Annotated in this window: 15 protein-coding genes and 2 pseudogenes; 10 read left to right on the top strand and 7 right to left on the bottom strand. The window is 48.2% G+C overall.

The window, feature by feature from the left end; translation table 11 throughout:
- Positions 1-67: 67 nt before the first annotated feature.
- Positions 68-1,104 (top strand): annotated as a pseudogene (locus LN737_RS13455) (sugar phosphate isomerase/epimerase family protein).
- Positions 1,105-1,159: 55 nt separating this feature from the next.
- Complete coding sequence (locus LN737_RS13460; protein ID WP_405519624.1) at positions 1,160-2,323, top strand: Gfo/Idh/MocA family protein; 1,164 nt, start codon at positions 1,160-1,162, stop codon at positions 2,321-2,323.
- A 156-nt stretch (positions 2,324-2,479) separates the two neighbouring features.
- On the opposite strand, the gene mtaB is transcribed toward LN737_RS13460, so the two are convergent.
- The gene (gene mtaB / locus LN737_RS13465; protein ID WP_405519626.1) at positions 2,480-3,823 is read right to left on the bottom strand and encodes a tRNA (N(6)-L-threonylcarbamoyladenosine(37)-C(2))-methylthiotransferase MtaB; all 1,344 of its coding nucleotides are present in this window, start codon (positions 3,821-3,823) and stop codon (positions 2,480-2,482) included.
- Between the two features lie 102 nt (positions 3,824-3,925).
- On the opposite strand from mtaB, the gene LN737_RS13470 reads away from it, so the two are divergent.
- The 4 genes from LN737_RS13470 to LN737_RS13485 all read left to right on the top strand — a co-directional run bounded on the left by LN737_RS13470 (position 3,926) and on the right by LN737_RS13485 (position 7,167).
- Positions 3,926-4,822: an esterase family protein gene (locus LN737_RS13470; RefSeq protein ID WP_405519628.1), complete on the top strand. Its 897-nt coding sequence runs from the start codon at positions 3,926-3,928 to the stop codon at positions 4,820-4,822.
- Between the two features lie 33 nt (positions 4,823-4,855).
- Positions 4,856-5,593 (top strand): 16S rRNA (uracil(1498)-N(3))-methyltransferase, encoded by a 738-nt coding sequence (locus LN737_RS13475; RefSeq protein WP_405519630.1) that lies wholly within the window; start codon positions 4,856-4,858, stop codon positions 5,591-5,593.
- Positions 5,590-6,252, top strand: a complete 663-nt coding sequence (locus LN737_RS13480; protein WP_405519632.1) for a DUF4159 domain-containing protein — start codon at positions 5,590-5,592, stop codon at positions 6,250-6,252. Before LN737_RS13475 ends, LN737_RS13480 begins: the two co-directional genes overlap by 4 nt.
- A 102-nt stretch (positions 6,253-6,354) precedes the next feature.
- Entirely contained in the window at positions 6,355-7,167 is an 813-nt protein-coding gene (locus LN737_RS13485) for an acyl-CoA desaturase (protein ID WP_405519633.1), read from the top strand.
- Positions 7,168-7,288: 121 nt separating this feature from the next.
- Here the strand turns inward: LN737_RS13485 and LN737_RS13490 are convergent.
- From LN737_RS13490 to LN737_RS13500, 3 genes and pseudogenes are all read right to left on the bottom strand, one after another.
- Positions 7,289-7,893 (bottom strand): annotated as a pseudogene (locus LN737_RS13490) (5' nucleotidase, NT5C type).
- 29 nt (positions 7,894-7,922) lie between these two features.
- Positions 7,923-9,407 (bottom strand): dihydrolipoamide acetyltransferase family protein, encoded by a 1,485-nt coding sequence (locus tag LN737_RS13495; RefSeq protein ID WP_405519635.1) that lies wholly within the window; start codon positions 9,405-9,407, stop codon positions 7,923-7,925.
- 88 nt (positions 9,408-9,495) lie between these two features.
- The gene (locus LN737_RS13500) at positions 9,496-10,755 is read right to left on the bottom strand and encodes a competence/damage-inducible protein A (protein WP_405519637.1); all 1,260 of its coding nucleotides are present in this window, start codon (positions 10,753-10,755) and stop codon (positions 9,496-9,498) included.
- 214 nt (positions 10,756-10,969) lie between these two features.
- On the opposite strand from LN737_RS13500, the gene LN737_RS13505 reads away from it, so the two are divergent.
- A complete protein-coding gene (locus LN737_RS13505) occupies positions 10,970-11,767 on the top strand; it encodes a DUF4197 domain-containing protein (RefSeq protein WP_405519639.1) in 798 nt (265 codons plus the stop codon).
- A 70-nt stretch (positions 11,768-11,837) separates the two neighbouring features.
- Here LN737_RS13505 and LN737_RS13510 read toward each other — a convergent pair whose 3' ends face one another.
- Together LN737_RS13510 and LN737_RS13515 are read right to left on the bottom strand one after the other, a co-directional pair.
- Positions 11,838-12,239, bottom strand: a complete 402-nt coding sequence (locus tag LN737_RS13510; protein ID WP_405519641.1) for a group III truncated hemoglobin — start codon at positions 12,237-12,239, stop codon at positions 11,838-11,840.
- Between the two features lie 43 nt (positions 12,240-12,282).
- A complete protein-coding gene (locus LN737_RS13515; RefSeq protein ID WP_405519643.1) occupies positions 12,283-12,630 on the bottom strand; it encodes an arsenate reductase in 348 nt (115 codons plus the stop codon).
- Between the two features lie 173 nt (positions 12,631-12,803).
- On the opposite strand from LN737_RS13515, the gene LN737_RS13520 reads away from it, so the two are divergent.
- Positions 12,804-14,369, top strand: a complete 1,566-nt coding sequence (locus tag LN737_RS13520; protein WP_405519645.1) for a glycoside hydrolase family 43 protein — start codon at positions 12,804-12,806, stop codon at positions 14,367-14,369.
- An 88-nt stretch (positions 14,370-14,457) separates the two neighbouring features.
- Here LN737_RS13520 and LN737_RS13525 read toward each other — a convergent pair whose 3' ends face one another.
- Positions 14,458-14,676, bottom strand: a complete 219-nt coding sequence (locus LN737_RS13525) for a hypothetical protein (RefSeq protein ID WP_405519647.1) — start codon at positions 14,674-14,676, stop codon at positions 14,458-14,460.
- Between the two features lie 245 nt (positions 14,677-14,921).
- Here LN737_RS13525 and LN737_RS13530 point away from each other — a divergent pair, with 245 nt between their 5' ends.
- Positions 14,922-15,764, top strand: coding sequence for an aspartyl protease family protein (locus LN737_RS13530; protein WP_405519649.1), 843 nt, complete (start codon positions 14,922-14,924; stop codon positions 15,762-15,764).
- A gap of 65 nt (positions 15,765-15,829) precedes the next feature.
- On the top strand, positions 15,830-16,867 hold the full coding sequence (locus tag LN737_RS13535) for a dienelactone hydrolase family protein (RefSeq protein ID WP_405519650.1): 1,038 nt from the start codon (positions 15,830-15,832) through the stop codon (positions 16,865-16,867).
- Positions 16,868-17,181 lie beyond the last annotated feature (314 nt).

The raw sequence follows: 17,181 nt of genomic DNA on the forward strand, positions 1-17,181 counted from the left end.
TCCATCTGGCAAGTGAGGTTTCTTAAAACCGAACGCGCAAAAAAATACCTTAAACCATAATACCTTCATGAACGAGAATAATTATCCGAAGCTGCACAACGCGATGTGGCCGGGTGTAGTCGGAAAAGGGCCTGACTCTGAACCCGTCGTTCCATTTGATACCATGCTGGAAATGACCGCTGCGGCTGATGTCGGTGGGGTTAAGTTCGATGGTGTCGATCTGGCACTTTTCGAACACCTCGACATTAACATGTCGGACGACGATATAAAACGATTAGCCGATAAAGTAGGGGGATTCGATCTGAAAATTGGCTCACTGGTCGCGCCAATCTGGGGTGGGCCTGCAATGGGCACGAAAGAGCAGCGTGCTCAGTTCGTTGAGATGGTCCGTAAATCCTGCCATATCGGTCAAAAGCTTAGTGAGCTAGGTATTCGGCCTAGTGGCGTTGTTCGGATTGATTCGGCGAGTTCGCCAACGGAATGGGATGCTGATCCAACCGGAAATTCCAAACTGATCGTCCAAACCTTCCAGGAAGCCTGCGACGTAGCGGCTGATTACGGCGAAAAGCTGGCTGCCGAGGGCGAAATCTGCTGGGGGGCATGCACAGCTGGAAAACCATGCTCGAAACGCTGGAGGCTGTTGATCGCCCGAATATGGGTTTTCAGGCCGATATGGCGCACACGCTCCTATACACGATGGGCTATAACCGTGAACAGGACCGCATCCTCCCTCCCGACTTTGACTGGAGTGATCGCAAAGCCCTGAGCGAAGCACTACGTACCCTGACAAACGCACTACGTCCGTGGACTATTGATTTTCACGTCGCCCAGAATGACGGTACGGTGTTTGGGTCCGGTTCACACGACAAAACGGGTCGGCACTGTCAGGCGCTGGACCCGAATGGTAAACTCGATGTGGTTCATGATGCGGGTTACTGGCTGCGCGACGAAAACGGGCAACTCACCAAAGCCTTCAAACACATTTGCTGGGATGGCTGTATGTTCCCCAATAGCGTGATGACCAGTCAGCAAACCTGGAACGACATTCTGGCTACTATGATTAAAGTTCGTCAGCAACACGGCTGGTACGAAGCAGAAAAATAGAGGTTAGGGGTCTGGCAGCAGTTTACTAGTCACCAACCGCGAACTACTTTGAAACATGGCAACAAAAAAAGAATTACGAATTGGCTTAATCGGTACCGGGTTTATGGGCCGTACTCACTCCAACGGGTATAACCGCGTACCGAATTTTTTTCCTGAACTCGAATACACCCCCGTACTGAAAGCGGTTTGTTCACGTAACGCCGAAAAAGTGCAGGCCTTTGCCGACCAGTGGGGATACGAATCCATTGAGACCGACTGGAAAGCGCTTGTAGCGCGGGATGATATCGATGCTGTCGATATTTGTACGCCCAACGATACGCATGCCGAGATTGCCATTGCCGCTGCCGCTGCTGGTAAGATGATTCTCTGCGAAAAGCCACTGGCCCGTAATGTTGAAGAAGGTCAGAAGATGGTCGAGGCCGCTGAAAAGGCTGGCGTAAACACCACTGTCTGGTACAACTACCGACGTATTCCGGCCGTTTCGCTGGCCAAGCAGATCGTTGATTCGGGTAAACTTGGGAAAATTTTCCATTACCGGGCCAACTTCCTACAAGACTGGACCATCAGTGCCGACGTTCCGCAGGGAGGGACCGGCACCTGGCGGATGGACGTTGAAGCCGCAGGGTCGGGCGTAACGGGCGATCTGCTGGCCCACTGCATCGACACCGCTATGTGGATCAACGGAGCCATTACAGACGTATCGGCCGTAACAGAAACGTTCGTTAAAGAGCGCTTACACGCCGTAACGGGTAAAGTGCAGCCAGTGGGTATTGACGATGCCTGTATTTTCCATTGCCATTTCGAAAACGGCTCACTGGGTTTGTTTGAATCGACGCGTTACGCTCGGGGACATAAAGCTCTGTATACGTTTGAAATCAATGGTGAGCACGCATCAATCCGCTGGGATCTGCACGATCTGAACCGACTTGAGTACTTCGATCATGCTGATGAGTCGATTGTACGGGGATGGCGCTCAATTCACGTAACCGATGGCGATCAGCCGTATATGGACAAATGGTGGGTTCCCGGTCTGGGTATTGGCTACGAACACAGCTTTGTCCATCAGGTAGCTGATTTTCTGAAGAGTCTGGAAACGGGGAAACCCTGCCATCCCGATTTTAAAGATTCGCTGGCCACCCAGAAAGTGTGCGAAGCCGTTCTCGAATCCGCTTCATCGAAAAGCTGGAAAGACACCGGCGTAGTCGGCACGTTTGGCTGATTGCCGCTACGTTCAGCTTAAAAACACTAAAAAAGTGAAGTCGGGTTTGAGAACCCGACTTCACTTTTTTAGCATAGATGGTGAGGTCGGGTTCTCAAACCCGACTCTGTTATATCAAGGAAACTGTTTTCAGCGAACTTTCAGGGAAGCCATTCTCTATTGATGCTCCAGCTCAGGCTCGACTTCACGTACTTCCATCAGCCCAGCCGCATTTATCGCAGTCAGTCGTACGGGCATCGTTTCGTTGATGAGTAGCGGATCGTACTGAGCCACTACCCGGACGTAGTTTTCGGTAAAGCCCTGCATCCGTCCGTCTTCAACATCTTCTTCAAACAGCACCGTCGCCGAACGCCCAACCTGTGAGTCGTAGAAAGCACGGCGTTTTTTATCCGACAGAATGTGCAGCATTTTCGAACGTTCAGCCCGCACATGAGCCGGCACAACCGGCTTGATCGTCAGGGCCGTAGTGTTGGGTCGTTCTGAGTAGGTGAACACGTGCAGGTACGAAACTGGCAGTTCATTGAGGAACTGATACGTTTCTTTAAATAACTCATCGGTTTCGCCGGGGTGCCCTACGATCACGTCCACGCCAATGCAGGCATGAGGCATTAATTCCTTGATTTTCTGAACACGGTCGGCATAAAGCTCGCGCTTGTAACGCCGACGCATTAATCCCAACACCCGATTGCTACCCGATTGCAGCGGTACATGGAAATGCGGTACGAACCGTTTCGACTGGGCTACAAACGCAATAATCTCATCGGTTAGTAAGTTGGGTTCTATACTCGAAATGCGGAACCGTTCAATGCCTTCAACTTCATCCAGCGCCTGGATCAGCTCAAGAAAGGTTGACTGCCGCTGTGTCGCCAGCCCGGTCCCATCGACCAAACCAAAATCGCCAATGTTGACGCCTGTAAGCACAATCTCTTTCACACCCCGTTCGGCAATTTCCTGAGCGGCTTTTACTACGTTGGCAACCGTGTCGGAACGGCTCTTGCCACGTGCCAGTGGGATTGTACAGTAGGCGCAGGGGTAATCGCAGCCATCCTGCACTTTCAGGAATGTGCGGGTACGGTCGTTGAGCGAATACGAAGCGTGGTACTCAATGGCATCTTCAATGGGTGAGTTGAACACCTGCGCTGGCTGACCGGCTGGCACTTTTATAAACGTAGGCATCAGCTCATGCAGCCGAAATTTCTCCGAGGCTCCCAAAACGGCATCCACACCCGGAATCTCCGAAATTTCTTTGGGTTTCAGCTGAGCGTAGCAGCCCAGAATGGCAACGTAACCATCGGGGTTAATTTTCTGCGCTTCACGGACAATTTTCCGGCATTTTTTGTCAGCATTGTCCGTAACGGAGCAGGTGTTGATGATGAAAATGTCGGGCTGCTGGTTGAACTCCACCCGCTCATAGCCGTGCTGTTCCATCAGACGGGCGAGGGTTGAGGTTTCGGAGAAGTTCAGTTTGCAGCCGAGCGTATAAAAGGCAACTTTTTTCACAGTAAAAGACGTATCCCGCAAAATTACAAAAAAATGGCGGGGTGGGTTCCTTTGCTATCAGATTAGGTCGGTAGGATTGGGTAGTTAATCTCTTTATCTGATATGAAACACGGTCTACTAATCTGTCTGATTATTAGTGCATTTTCGGTCGGTACCCGTTGGGTTCAGGCTCAACAGAACCCCAGTAGTGAAATGCTAACCTATGGCCCCGACTCGCAGCGGCAAGCGGGTGTACCTAAGGGTGAAGTGACGAAGTCTGTCTGGAAAAGTAAAGTTTTTCCGAACACCATTCGCGAGTACTACGTGTATGTGCCTGCTCAGTATAATCCACAGAATCCGGCTGCGTTGATGGTTTTTCAGGATGGCCATACCTACGTAAAGGAAGATGGCGATTTTCGGGTACCAATCGTGTTCGATAACCTGATTCATCAGAAAGCCATGCCCGTAACCATTGGCCTGTTTATCAACCCAGGCCAGCATGGAGAGGAATTGCCGAAAGACCCGTTCAGGGCAGATAATCGCAGTTTTGAGTACGACACTCTCACCAATCAGTACGCCCGTTTGCTGCTGGAAGAGCTTATTCCTGAACTTAGCAGGAAATACAAACTAGCCGATTCGCCCCAGATGCGAGCCGTCTGCGGTCTTTCGTCGGGCGGCATTTGTGCGTTCACGGTAGCCTGGCAGCGCTCGGATCAATTTCATAAAGTACTGAGCCATATCGGGAGTTTCACCAACATAAAAGGCGGCTACGTGTATCCATCATTGATTCGGAAAGCGGCTAAACGATCGATTAAAGTCTTCTTACAGGATGGCAACAGCGATCTCGACAACCAGCATGGGAACTGGTGGCTGGCCAATCAGGAAATGGAAGCGGCCCTCAAATACAGCAAGTACGAGTACAAATTCGTGGGCGGTACGGGTGGTCACAATGGCAAACATGGCGGGTCCATCTTACCGGAATCGTTACGCTGGCTCTGGTCGGATGTTGCGGGTAAATGATAGGCCCGACGGGTTGAGTATTTACTTTTACAAATGCATTTATTTTTTCAACCGAACCTGCCTTCCTCCGGCGTAGGCGAATCCACGCCGGGCTTAGTTCTCAGTGAAGATGATTCACGCCATGCCGTCAAAACATTACGGCTGGGAGTGGGTGACCCGATTGCTGTTACGGATGGGCACGGAAACCGCTATTCTGCCGTTATTACGGTAGCCGATGCTCGTCGGTGTGGATTCAGAGTAACGGATACGCAAACAACGCCCACCCGCCCGTTTTCCATCCGTATATGCGTAGCGCCAACCAAAAATCTCGACCGAATTGAATGGTTTATTGAAAAAGCCGTGGAGATTGGCATTGAGCGAATTAGTTTCTTTTTTGGGCAACATTCCGAGCGTCGGGTGCTTAAACTGGAACGGCTGGAAAAGATTGCTGTAGCGGCTATGAAACAATCGCTGCAATCGTTTCTGCCTCAACTGGACGATGCGCTTTCATTTAGCGAATTATTGAAAACAGTAAATGATGAACAACGGTTTATAGCTCACTTGCCCGGCATGGATTTGCCTGATGACGCTCCACCTGTTAACTTAGCAAGAGCGGCTACTGCAATGGGTCGGTACGTCGTGTTGATTGGACCGGAGGGTGATTTTTCGGATAAAGAAATTCAGCAGGCCATTGCCGCTGGTTTTCAGATGGTAACGCTCGGCACGAATCGACTACGTACGGAAACGGCTGCCCTGACTGCCTGTCAGTATTTAAACTTCCTGAATGTATGAAAAGATTATTGATTACACTCTTCGTTATCCATGCCTCATTAGCCATTGCCCAGGGCCCGTATGCCTATAAAATTGCCAAGCTGAAATACAATGGTGGGGGCGATTGGTATGCCAATAAAACTTCCCTGCCTAACCTGATTAAGTTTGCCAATGCCAACCTGCGCATGAACATCTTTCCCGAGGAAGACATTGTGGAGGCTGGTAGCCCCGATATTTTTGGGTATCCGTTCGTGCACATGACCGGACACGGCAACGTTACGTTCAGCGATGCCGAAGTTCAGAATATGCGCCGGTATCTGATGTCGGGCGGTTTCCTGCATATCGATGACAATTACGGGCTGGATAAATTTATCCGGCGCGAGATGAAAAAAGTTTTTCCGGAATTGTCGTTTGTCGAACTGCCGTTTACGCATCCGGTCTATCAGCAGAAGTTCAAATTCCCGAACGGATTGCCGAAGGTACACGAGCATGATGGTAAAGCTCCTCAGGGATTCGGGTTGATTTATCAGGGGCGGCTCGTTTGCTTCTATAGCTTCGAGTGCGATCTGGGCAATGGCTGGGAAGATCAGAGCGTTTATAACGACCCCGAACCCGTACGGCAACAGGCCTTGCGAATGGGTGCCAATCTGCTACAGTATGCTACAACTGTAATTAATTAAAGTATTATTTGGGGAAAGCAGGCCAAATCCGTTAAAAATTCGTTAGTTTTGTAGTAATATTCTTAGTGACAAGTTTTGTACACCTTTTAATCAAATAACACTGTGGTTTTCGTACTGGCCGCGTTTATTGGGCACTGGTATTTGTCTTTGTTCTGTCAAACGTTTTTTCTACACCGTTATTCAGCCCACAAAATGTTCTCGATGAGCAAATTTTGGGAGCGGTTTTTCTATGCCTTAACGTACGTATCGCAAGGCTCTTCATACCTGAGTCCCCGTGCGTATGCGGTGCTTCATCGGATGCACCATGCCTTCAGTGATACCGAAAGAGACCCTCACTCGCCCCATCATACGAAAAACATTTTTACGATGATGTGGCAGACTAAAAATATCTATAACGCTGTTCTGCACCGTAAACAGGCAATTGAGAAACAATTCGACCGGAATTACCCGGAGTGGAATTTTATCGAAAAACTTGGTGATTCGTGGGTGTCACGCGCTGGTTGGGGAGTGTTTTATAGCCTGTTCTACATCTTCGCGTTTTTCTACCTGGATATGCACTGGGCGTTTTTCTTTCTGTTGCCTGTTCACTTCGTAATGGGACCTGTACATGGCGCGATCATCAACTGGAGCGGCCATAAATATGGTTACGCTAACTTCGATAATCAGGATAAATCAAAAAACTCGCTGATTCTGGACGTAGTGATGATGGGCGAACTGTTCCAGAACAATCACCACAAACGTCCGAATGCGGCTAATTTTGGCGCTCGCTGGTTTGAATTTGACCCAACGTACCCGGTTATTGGCCTGCTGCATAAATTGCATATCGTGCGATTGCGACCATCGGCAGAAGCTAAAAAGGCGCAGCAGGAAGTTGGACACGACCGATTTGTTGAGCAGCAAAAAGCGGAAGCTTAATCAAAAAATACAGCTATAAAAAGGCCCCGAATTATTCGTTCGGGGCCTTTTATTTTTGTGTTGATTCCGTTTAAAAAAGTGGTGCCGGGTTTGAGAACCCGGCACCACTTTTTTAAACGTATTACAATAAAACGTTTGCTACGTCCTGCCAGGATTTTACGCGTTTATACTGATTATCATCGCGATTGTGGAGGGCGTCGAACAGCAAACCTTCTCCCTGAAATGTGCGAAGATTTCGGGGAGATCATCGATCAGGTAGTCCGTGTTCAGTACGCTTTTATCGCCCAGGAAAATATAGTTACGCCAGGAGATCGCGGGAAAATGTTCCTGTAACCAATCCCATTTCTCACGAAGAGAATTTGGGAATTCCTGCGCTGCCGAGGCCACAAACACATCATATTTTTTCATCAGATCGGCAATAACATCCTGAGCCCCTTCCATCACCGCAATATCGCGGAAGAAGCCCGGTTCATACACTCGTTGTGAGATGGCTTTGTATTCATCCTCGTCGAATAATTCGTGGAAGGATTTTTCCTTCAATTCCTCAAGTGTGTAGCGTGGCATGTCGCCTTCCAGGTACAACTTAATAAACTTGGCATGTGTGTCGGCCATGACATCATCCATATCAATCGCAATACGTTGTTTCATAAATTGGAACCGGGATTTTTGTGATTTTTCGGATTGACTTTGATTCTCAACCGCTTTTGGCGAAAGCCAGGAAATCATGGTAATCAGAAAAATCACAAAAATCCCGGTCAGATTTTCAGGTTTGTATCAAATTTTTCTAGGTAATCGGCCACCCGCCGAACGAATTGTCCGCCTAAGGAGCCATCGACAACGCGGTGGTCGTAGGAGTGGGAGAGGAACATCAATTGCCGAATGCCGATGAAGTCGCCCTGGGGCGTTTCGATAACGGCTGGTTTTTTAACGATAGCGCCAAAGGCCATGATGGCCACCTGAGGCTGTACAATGATGGGCGTACCCATCAGATTGCCAAACATACCAATGTTGGAAATTGTGTACGTACCACCGGCCAGATCATCAGCGGTGAGCTTATTTTCCCGCGCCCGTTTACTGAGGTCATTAACTTTTCTGGTTAGGCCAGCCAGGTTATACTGATCGGCATTATGAATAACGGGTACGATCAAATTCCCACTAGGCAATGCTACGGCCAAACCAATGTTAATCGACTTTTTAACCAGAATGGTGTCGCCTTCCACCGAGATGTTAATCATCGGGAAATCTTTAATGGCTTTCACAACCGCTTCAACCAGAATAGGCGTAAAGGTCAGGTTTTCGCCCGTCTGCCTTTTAAACTGATCTTTGCTCTGCATACGCCACTGCACAACCGGGGTCATATCAGCTTCTACGAAGGAACTGACGTGCGGAGAAATCTGCTTCGACTCGACCATTCGCTGCGCAATCATCTTCCGCATCCGGTCCATCTGAATGATATCATTCTGGCCATTGAGGGAGCGGGGCGCAGCGGCAGATGGCTGGGCGGGCGCAACAGGAAGGGCCGTGTTGACTGGCTGAGTCACACGCTCGACGCGCTGAACGGGCTGTAGACTCCCTTCTGCCCGATCTATGACGTAGGCAAGAATGTCTTTTTTCGTGACCCGGTTTTCTGCACCCGAGCCCGGAATGCGGTCGAGTTCATCGCGCGATACGTTCTCCTCTTTGGCAATATTCAGCACTAATGGCGAATAAAATCGGTTGCCGAAAGCGGGTGCATCGCCCGCCAGCGTAACAGCTGATGTGGCTACGGTCTTTTCGTGTGACGCTGGCCGACTGCTCATGGCGGCAATACTGGCTTCCAGCTCATGGGCGGCTGTGGCTTCGTCGGCCGTTGCTTCTACGGGCTCGACCTCTTGTGGAGTAGCTGGGTCAGCCGGTACGTTCGCTACGTCGCCAATGCCTTTGGGCGATTGCTTCGCTTCAACGGACGCATCCTCAACGGGGCTACTGGTTTTGGGTGTATCGCCACTGGCAATCGTTTTCTCGGTTTCGATACGTGCAACAGGCGCTCCGACTGCTACGACATCGCCATCCTTCACCAGAATTTCTTTAAGAATGCCGCTATGGGAAGCCGGTACTTCGGTATCAACTTTGTCTGTCGCGACCTCCAGAATCGACTCATCCGCTTCTATTCGATCACCGGGCTGTTTGAGCCACGTAATGACCGTGCATTCCATTATACTTTCGCCCATCTTGGGCATTACCATGTCAATGAGAGCCATGTTTTTCAATGATGAATCGGGGCCGCCCGTGCGGATGAATGACGAATGATGAATTGGGACTGTCCACTCATTATTCATCATTCATCATTTATAATTCATAAGTAAGTAACTCTTCCCGCAGCATATTCAATAAATACGTTGTGGTCAGCTGTATATTCTGGTCGCGGTACTGGCCGAGCTTGAGCAAACGCGTAACTGTTCGCTGATCGGTGGCGCAGGCAATCCAGATCGTGCCGACTGGTTTGTCGGGTGTACCACCGTCAGGACCGGCAATACCACTGGTTGCAATCCCGATAGCGGTACCGAGTGCATGACGGACACCTTCGGCCATCTGCCGTATTGTTTCCTCGCTTACAGCGCCAAACTGTTCGAGTGTTTCGGGCTTAACGCCCAACTGCGCGACCTTAACAGCATTACTGTAGCTGACGATGCTTCCCCAGAAATAATCGGATGAACCCGGCACTTTAGTGATCTGCGACGATACGTAGCCACCCGTACAGCTCTCGGCAATGCCCAACGTCAGGTGCTTCTCCTTTAACAACTTCCCAACCACGGTTTCAAGTTCGTCGTCACCGAATCCGAATACGTGTTTTTCAATCAGCGGCATCACCAGTTGCACCTGCTCGTCCAGTTCGCGGTCGAGCTGCGCATTATCATCACCAGTTGCCGTCAGGCGTAATTTCACTCCACCGAAACTCGGCAAATACGCGAGCTTGATATGATCGGGGAGTGCATCTTCCCAAGCTTCGATACGTTCAGCCAGAAAAGATTCGCCGATGCCAACGGTGCGAATGATTTTGTGCTTGATAATGGGCGTCTGGAAATGGCCGGTCAGTTTCGGCAAAATCCGGTTCGTCATAAGATGTTTCATCTCAAACGGGACCCCCGGCAACGATACGTAAACCCGTCCTTCATGCTCAAACCACATTCCTGGCGCCGTTCCCCAATCGTTCTGCATATACACAGCATTGGCAGGCAGATCGGCCTGGGCACGATTGAGGTCCGTCATTTCGCGGCCGCGTTTGGCGAAGAAACCCGTTACCAAAGCCAGCGCTTCCGGGTTACGTACCATCCCCACGCCGAAGTACGTACAAAGCGTCTTTTTGGTGATGTCGTCTTTGGTTGGGCCAAGCCCGCCCGTAATGATGATGACGTCGGCGCGTTGGTGGGCTTCGTGCAGGACCTGTAGAATGGCATCAACCTGATCGCCTACAGACGATTTCCGGACGGTACGGATGCCAATGTTAGTCAGTTCGGTACCAATCCACTGTGTATTAGTGTCCGTAATTTGTCCGAACAGGATTTCGTCGCCGATGGTAATAACTTCGGCACGGATGGTATTGGTCATTTTAACGGGAAATGGGTAATGAAGAATATTAACGGTACAATGGTCTGCCAGTGATGCTTAATTACTGGCGAAAGAAGAAAATATTTTACTGATTATCAGTGCGTTGAAAATTATTATTCATCCTTCATTATACATTGTCCATTCTTCTCTGTCAAAAGTACGAAAAAACGATTTAGCGCCATGACAGTTATGAAATGGCAATCTGATTAATACCATGATGAACAAAAAGGTTCTTATAACTGCTTTACTGGCCCTGACGCTTAGTACGGCCAGTTTCGCTCAGGATTCAACCCGGCGGGATACAACCGCACCGGCTAACCGTCCTCAAAAATCTCCGGCAGGAGGGATCTTTGGCAAGATTCTGGACGCCGTAACCCAGCCATCGGCGGGTACGTCGGGCGGGTTGACTAATCTGGATATTGCCACGGGTTTGAAAGAAGCGCTACGTATTGGTGTAAACAATGGAGCAACTCAGGCATCGAAGCTGGATGGTTATTTTAAAAACCCTCTGCTGAAAATTGCGTTTCCACCCGAAGCACAGAACGTAGCGAATAAGCTTCGCCAGATTGGTTTTAGCAAGCAGGTCGATCAGTTTGAATTATCCATGAATCGGGCTGCCGAAGATGCCGCCAAGAAGGCAGCGCCTGTTTTTGTCAAAGCCATTACGTCGATGAGTATTCAGGATGCAGTTGGCATCTTACGAGGTACCGATGATGCTGCCACGCAATATCTGCGCCGAACGTCGGGGCAGCAGCTGGTATCTGAATTCTCGCCAATTATCGACAGTACGTTGAAGAAAAATAACGCAACGCGCTACTACGCTGATCTGGTAAACATTTATAACAAAGTGCCTTTTGTTCAGAAGAAAGTGAATCCGAACCTGACGGAGTACGCAACCAATAAAGCGGTTGATGGCCTGTTTATTCTGGTGGCGCAGGAGGAGAAGAAGATTCGCGAGAACCCGGCAGCCCGGGTTACCGATCTGCTGAAACGGGTGTTCAGTAAGCAATAGAACGTACTGGTTTGATTGACAGGTTTTTATGACTTCCCGAAAGCGTTACGTTTTCGGGAAGTTCTGTTTATCAGCCTTCCATGTACGAGTCGTTGTTGATGTATTCCAGCTTATTATTCCAGACCAGTGCGATCTGCATAGCTCGCTGACGTACCTGTTCGGCATTTTCACCAATAAAGTTCTCAGCTATGGTTTGCGAAAACAGCTGTAGCCAACGTTCAAAATGGTCGATAGTGAGCGTATGTTTTTGATTGACAAGTAAATGCGGACGAAACGGATGCCCGTCATAAGCATTGTTTCCGAGAATGATCGATTCCCAGAATGCATACATTTTGGGCAAATGTTTTGACCAGTCGACCTGCGCTACGTCGGTAAAAACAGGACCCAGGAGTGGATCAGCCTGTACTTTTTCGTAAAAGGAATCGACCATCCGGCGGACCGCTTCGGGCGAGTCCAATGGTATTTTTTGCATGGATTTTCTGCTTTAAAATCGACTGTCTACAACCCGCTGCTATCTAGTTAGCAAATGCCGTTTCGTAGTCGTCAGCTTTAAAACCTAACACGATAATCTGCCCATTTGATTCAATTAGCGGGCGACGAATAACCGATGGTTTGCTGATCATAAGCGCAATAGCTGCCTCCATATTGGCTGGTTTTTCGGAATCGGGCAACTGTTTCCAGGTCAGACCGTTACGGTTGACCAGTTCTTCCCAGGGTTTTTGCGTAAGCCAGTGTTCGAGCGTTTCCCGGCTGATTCTCTGTTTTTTGTAATCATGAAAGAGGTAGTCGACTCCGTGGTCGGCCAGCCAGGTACGGGCTTTTTTTACAGTGTCACAATTCGGAATGGCGTATAGGGTGTACATTCTGTTGCAAGATAATTCTGACGCGAAAGTAGTGGCTTTTATCGGAAACAGAGTTGGAGAAAGGAAGCAGGCATGGTAACAAGTTGGGATGTTTGACTAATTTAAAGCCAGAAAAAAGTCAAACTGTCTCTGAACGCCTACAGCGCCCAAAAGCCTTCCAAAAGAAATAGCTCATGAAGTGTTTTTTCATTATTTTCCTTGCCCTGTTGACTTCCCTTCAGTGTGTAGCGCAATCTGTTGGTTCACCCAAGCCCATCACTACGTATCACAATCCGGTTATCGCGGGCGATTTTGCCGATCCGTCGGTTATTCGCGTTGGCGATTCGTACTACGCTGCCGGTACTTCGTCGGAATGGGGACCAGCGTACCCGATTTATACGTCGAAAGATCTGGTCAACTGGGGATATATCGGTCCTGTTTTCAACGAATTGCCGTCGTGGACAATGGGCAGCTATTGGGCACCTGAGCTATTTTATCAGAACGGTACATTTTACGTGTATTACACGGCCCGCCGAAAATCAGACAAACACTCTTACATCGGGGTTGCTTCCACACGTGACCTTCGCAAAGGATTCACAGACCACGGCCTGCTCCTCGAATGGACTACGGAAGCCATTGATGCGTTTGTCATCGAAGATGGTGGCAAGCTATTCATTACCTGGAAAGCCTACGGGCTGGATAAAGGTAAGAATATTGAAATTCTTGGTGCTCAACTGGCCCCCGACGGACTTAAGGTCATTGGAAAGCCATTTACGCTACTGACAGCCGACCGTTCGGGCTGGGAGTCGGGGGGAGCCGAAGGACAGGCAATTTTCAAACACGGGCGCTATTTTTACATGACGTATTCCGGAAATACCTGCTGTGGGACCGGGTGTAATTATCAGGTAGGCCTGGCTCGTGCCGAAAAGCTACTGGGACCGTGGGAAAAGTACGTGGGTAATCCAGTACTGGTTGGCGATGAAAACTGGAAATGCCCTGGACACGGAACGGTAGTAACTACGCCCGACAATCGGTTTTTTTATTTGCATCACGCCTACAGTGGCGTCGATTTTACGTTTACAGGCCGTCAGGGCGTATTGAGCGAATTAGTCTGGAATGAGAAAACCCAGTGGCCCGTATTTCGATATGGTGCTAATTTGCCTGCTCAGGCTGAGTCGCCTGCGGGTAGCCAGCAGAAAAAAGAATCCGAACTGGTAATTGACTTTAGCAAGAATACCGTCGATTTTCCGTGGGTATGGGATGTCAGTATGCCCAGGCCTGAATTTGCCGTTCGTTCGGGGCATTTACAACTCGCCAATACGTCAGCCAATCCGATCGGTAGTTTTCTGGGTATGGTACTGAAAAAAGGGACATTCACGTTTTCTGCCGCCATACATCCACAAAGCGACGAACTGCAAAACGTATGCCTGTACGGGGATGCCAATAATGCGCTGGGGTTGGGTGTTCGTATAGGCATGCTGGAGCTGTGGCAGGTCAAAGATGGAACCCGCGTGGTAGTAAAGACAATGACTATTCCCGAAAGTAGCGCCCCCGTTTGGCTGCAGATACGCAGTCGTTTTGGGCAGTTCTATGAATTTGGGTGGCGAACAAATCAAGACCGTATTCAACTCATAACGGATACGTGGATTGATGGATCATTTCTGCCTCGCTGGGATCGGGCTCCACGCATTGGCGTAAGCGTTTTTAGTCCTACCAAAGGCAACAGCCAGATTCAATCAATTCGCATGAACTATGAGTAGAATAAGGTAAATCTGTTAGGCTCTGCGGCTTCAAATAATCCAATATGCATTTTCGTTTCCAGAGTACACAGTCCGATAAAAAGTGTAGTTATTCCCGGCTACGTATCCAGCGAACCAAACGGGCCGATAGGACCAATATTGCCAAAATAATCCACATCCAGAGAATATCCAGCGCTACGATCAGGCCCAATCCCATGACAGGATAGGTTTGTAATATTTTCTGATATACGTCAGGAAATGAATAACGGAATGCCAGCGGAGCCAGCAAAAGTGCTAAAATCAGTATGATGGAGGTTGACTTTTTCATAAGGCGTAGCAATGTTAGTCAAACAATATGTTTGCCAACACGATGTTACTAAAATTTAATATAATTAATAGTTGAAAAAGTATGAATTTTGAGTATAAATACGGGGATATGGGGTATGTAGTTTCTTACACGGTAAAATAGTGTACTGTTTTGTTAGAATGTGACGTAAAGATTCATGTTGAATACAATCGAATTTATGGTTATTTTATCAGGCCTGAAAGTAATGAAAAACTTTGTCAATACATATGTTAACATCTCTTTCCCAAATTCTGGCAGCGTTTAGTTTTGGGTATATCTTCTTAGCAGGTTATACGGCTTCGGCCCAAAAAATCCGTCAACATATTCCCATTACAGTCAGTGAAAATACGGTTTACGTGAATGTACATGTGAACGGGCATGGGCCTTATAATTTCATGTTCGATTCAGGAATGGCTGGCATGGGACGCGTTGGCAGTCGCCTGGCTAAAGAGCTTGGGCTGAAAATCGTTGGCTTCGAAGAAAACACGGAAGGAACAACCGTAAAGCGAGAGTTTCTGGTTGCCATCGACAAACTCGGTATTGCCCAGATCGCTCAGTCGAATCTTAAACTGGTTGTACGGGATTATACCCTTAGCCCAAAGCAGATCCCCGTCGATGGCGTGATTGGGCGTGATTTTTTTTACAATTATCTGCTTACAATCGATGGACCCGGACGACAATTGGTAGTGTCGAAGGACGTATTGAATGCACAGGATAAAGGAGTTCTTCCGTATAACAAACCATTTCTGGTAACAGGAAAAGTTGCCAATACCGCGATGATGTTTAGTCTGGATACCGGTTCAGATTTTCGGCTTAATTTCCCGAAAGCTTCGCTGATGGGAGTTCATTACGCTAATACGCCTAATCAGCGGGTGGTCACCCAGGCCAATCGGACGTATGTACTTCAGGAGGCCATTCTCGGCGATGAGTTAGTACTAGGATCGATCCGTGTAAAAGATCAGCACGTACATTATTCCGATAAAACGCATCAAATCAACGTCGGTGAAGCGTTCTTGAAAGAGCATACCGTTACGTTCGACCAGCGAAACAGGCTAGTCCGAATAGACTAAATATAAGCGGTTTACGGGTAGAAGTTAGTACATTTATGTTCGGTAATTTCTACCTACGAACCTATATGCTTAGTAAAAGCTGGATATTGCTTACACCGTTTGTACTGATCGGTTCAGTGAGCCAGTTGCGGCTTCAGCCAACCACATTCCGACCCGCTACGTTGATGGCCAATGAACAGACTGAACCGGCTGTAAAGGCTGGTAAGAAAGCGCAGCGAAAGCAATTGTATCAGCTGCTTGGAAAGCTACCTGACCGGGACAGACCCATACAGGTGCAGTTGATTTCTCGCCAGGAAACCGATGAACTGATAACCGAAAAGCTACTGCTTGATATAAACGGTTTGGAAAAGGTACCCGCTTATTTTACCAGGCCGAGGCATAAAACCGAAAAGCTGCCCGTTATTTTGTTCAACCACTCCCACTTTGGGCAATATAATGTAGGTAAGGACGAGTTCGTAAAGGGTCGGTCCGAAATGCAGAAACCACCCTATGCACTGGCGCTGGCACGAGCGGGTTATGCCGGTTTGTGTATTGACAGCTGGTGTTTTGGCGAACGGCAGCAACGTACCGAAATGGATACATTTAAAGAAATGCTATGGCATGGGCAGGTGCTCTGGGGAATGATGGTTTATGATAACCTGCGGGCGCTGGATTATTTACAAACCCGATCAGATGTTGATTCAGAACGGATAGGAACGATGGGAATGTCGATGGGAAGCACAATGGCCTGGTGGCTGGCTGCGCTCGATGAACGTATTAAAGTGTGCGTAGATTTATGTTGTCTGACGGATTATCAATCGCTTATAGAAGCAAAGGGATTGGGTCTGCATGGAATTTATTACTACGTTCCTGATCTACTGACCCATTTTACTACGTCAAGTATTAACGGACTTATTTCGCCCCGTCCTCATTTTAGTTTGGCTGGTCGTTTTGATCCGCTTACGCCGTTGCCAGGTCTTGAAAAAATAGATCAGCAGCTCAAACAGGTTTATTTACGGGACGGTGCTCCTGCTGCCTGGCGGTTAACAATTTACGATGTTGGACATCAAGAAACAGCCGCCATGCGAGCCGACATACTGTCGTTTTACGCAAAGTGGTTGTAAGATATCTATTTATTAAATTTCAGTAGTAGATTGATTGTAATTGGAATGTCTAAAAGAATTTACAAAAATAGTTACTTCTTTTAATAGAAAATTAATTCTAATTTTTAGTGTATAAACAAGTGATATTGTATTATTACTCAATGAATTAAACCGTATTATTACTTATTTTATATTATATACTAATATAAATTAACTTGCTTCCACTAACCGTAACTTGTACTCTATGCATACGAAAAAACAACCCTTTTTAATTGGGCCCTGGATACTACTTTTAGGTCTTATTGGGCTATTTCTTTGGTTCCTCAAATACATAT

The organism is Spirosoma sp. KNUC1025, from assembly GCF_045160025.1.
In the GTDB taxonomy this organism is placed as follows: Bacteria; Bacteroidota; Bacteroidia; order Cytophagales; family Spirosomataceae; genus Spirosoma.

Coding starts and splice junctions, on each gene's coding strand:
- LN737_RS13460 (WP_405519624.1), top strand. CDS start 1,160: ATGGCAACAAAAAAAGAATTACGAATTGGCTTAATCGGTACCGGGTTT.
- LN737_RS13470 (WP_405519628.1), top strand. CDS start 3,926: ATGAAACACGGTCTACTAATCTGTCTGATTATTAGTGCATTTTCGGTC.
- LN737_RS13475 (WP_405519630.1), top strand. CDS start 4,856: ATGCATTTATTTTTTCAACCGAACCTGCCTTCCTCCGGCGTAGGCGAA.
- LN737_RS13480 (WP_405519632.1), top strand. CDS start 5,590: ATGAAAAGATTATTGATTACACTCTTCGTTATCCATGCCTCATTAGCC.
- LN737_RS13495 (WP_405519635.1), bottom strand. CDS start 9,407: ATGGCTCTCATTGACATGGTAATGCCCAAGATGGGCGAAAGTATAATG.
- LN737_RS13500 (WP_405519637.1), bottom strand. CDS start 10,755: ATGACCAATACCATCCGTGCCGAAGTTATTACCATCGGCGACGAAATC.
- LN737_RS13505 (WP_405519639.1), top strand. CDS start 10,970: ATGATGAACAAAAAGGTTCTTATAACTGCTTTACTGGCCCTGACGCTT.
- LN737_RS13510 (WP_405519641.1), bottom strand. CDS start 12,239: ATGCAAAAAATACCATTGGACTCGCCCGAAGCGGTCCGCCGGATGGTC.
- LN737_RS13515 (WP_405519643.1), bottom strand. CDS start 12,630: ATGTACACCCTATACGCCATTCCGAATTGTGACACTGTAAAAAAAGCC.
- LN737_RS13520 (WP_405519645.1), top strand. CDS start 12,804: ATGAAGTGTTTTTTCATTATTTTCCTTGCCCTGTTGACTTCCCTTCAG.
- LN737_RS13525 (WP_405519647.1), bottom strand. CDS start 14,676: ATGAAAAAGTCAACCTCCATCATACTGATTTTAGCACTTTTGCTGGCT.
- LN737_RS13530 (WP_405519649.1), top strand. CDS start 14,922: ATGTTAACATCTCTTTCCCAAATTCTGGCAGCGTTTAGTTTTGGGTAT.
- LN737_RS13535 (WP_405519650.1), top strand. CDS start 15,830: ATGCTTAGTAAAAGCTGGATATTGCTTACACCGTTTGTACTGATCGGT.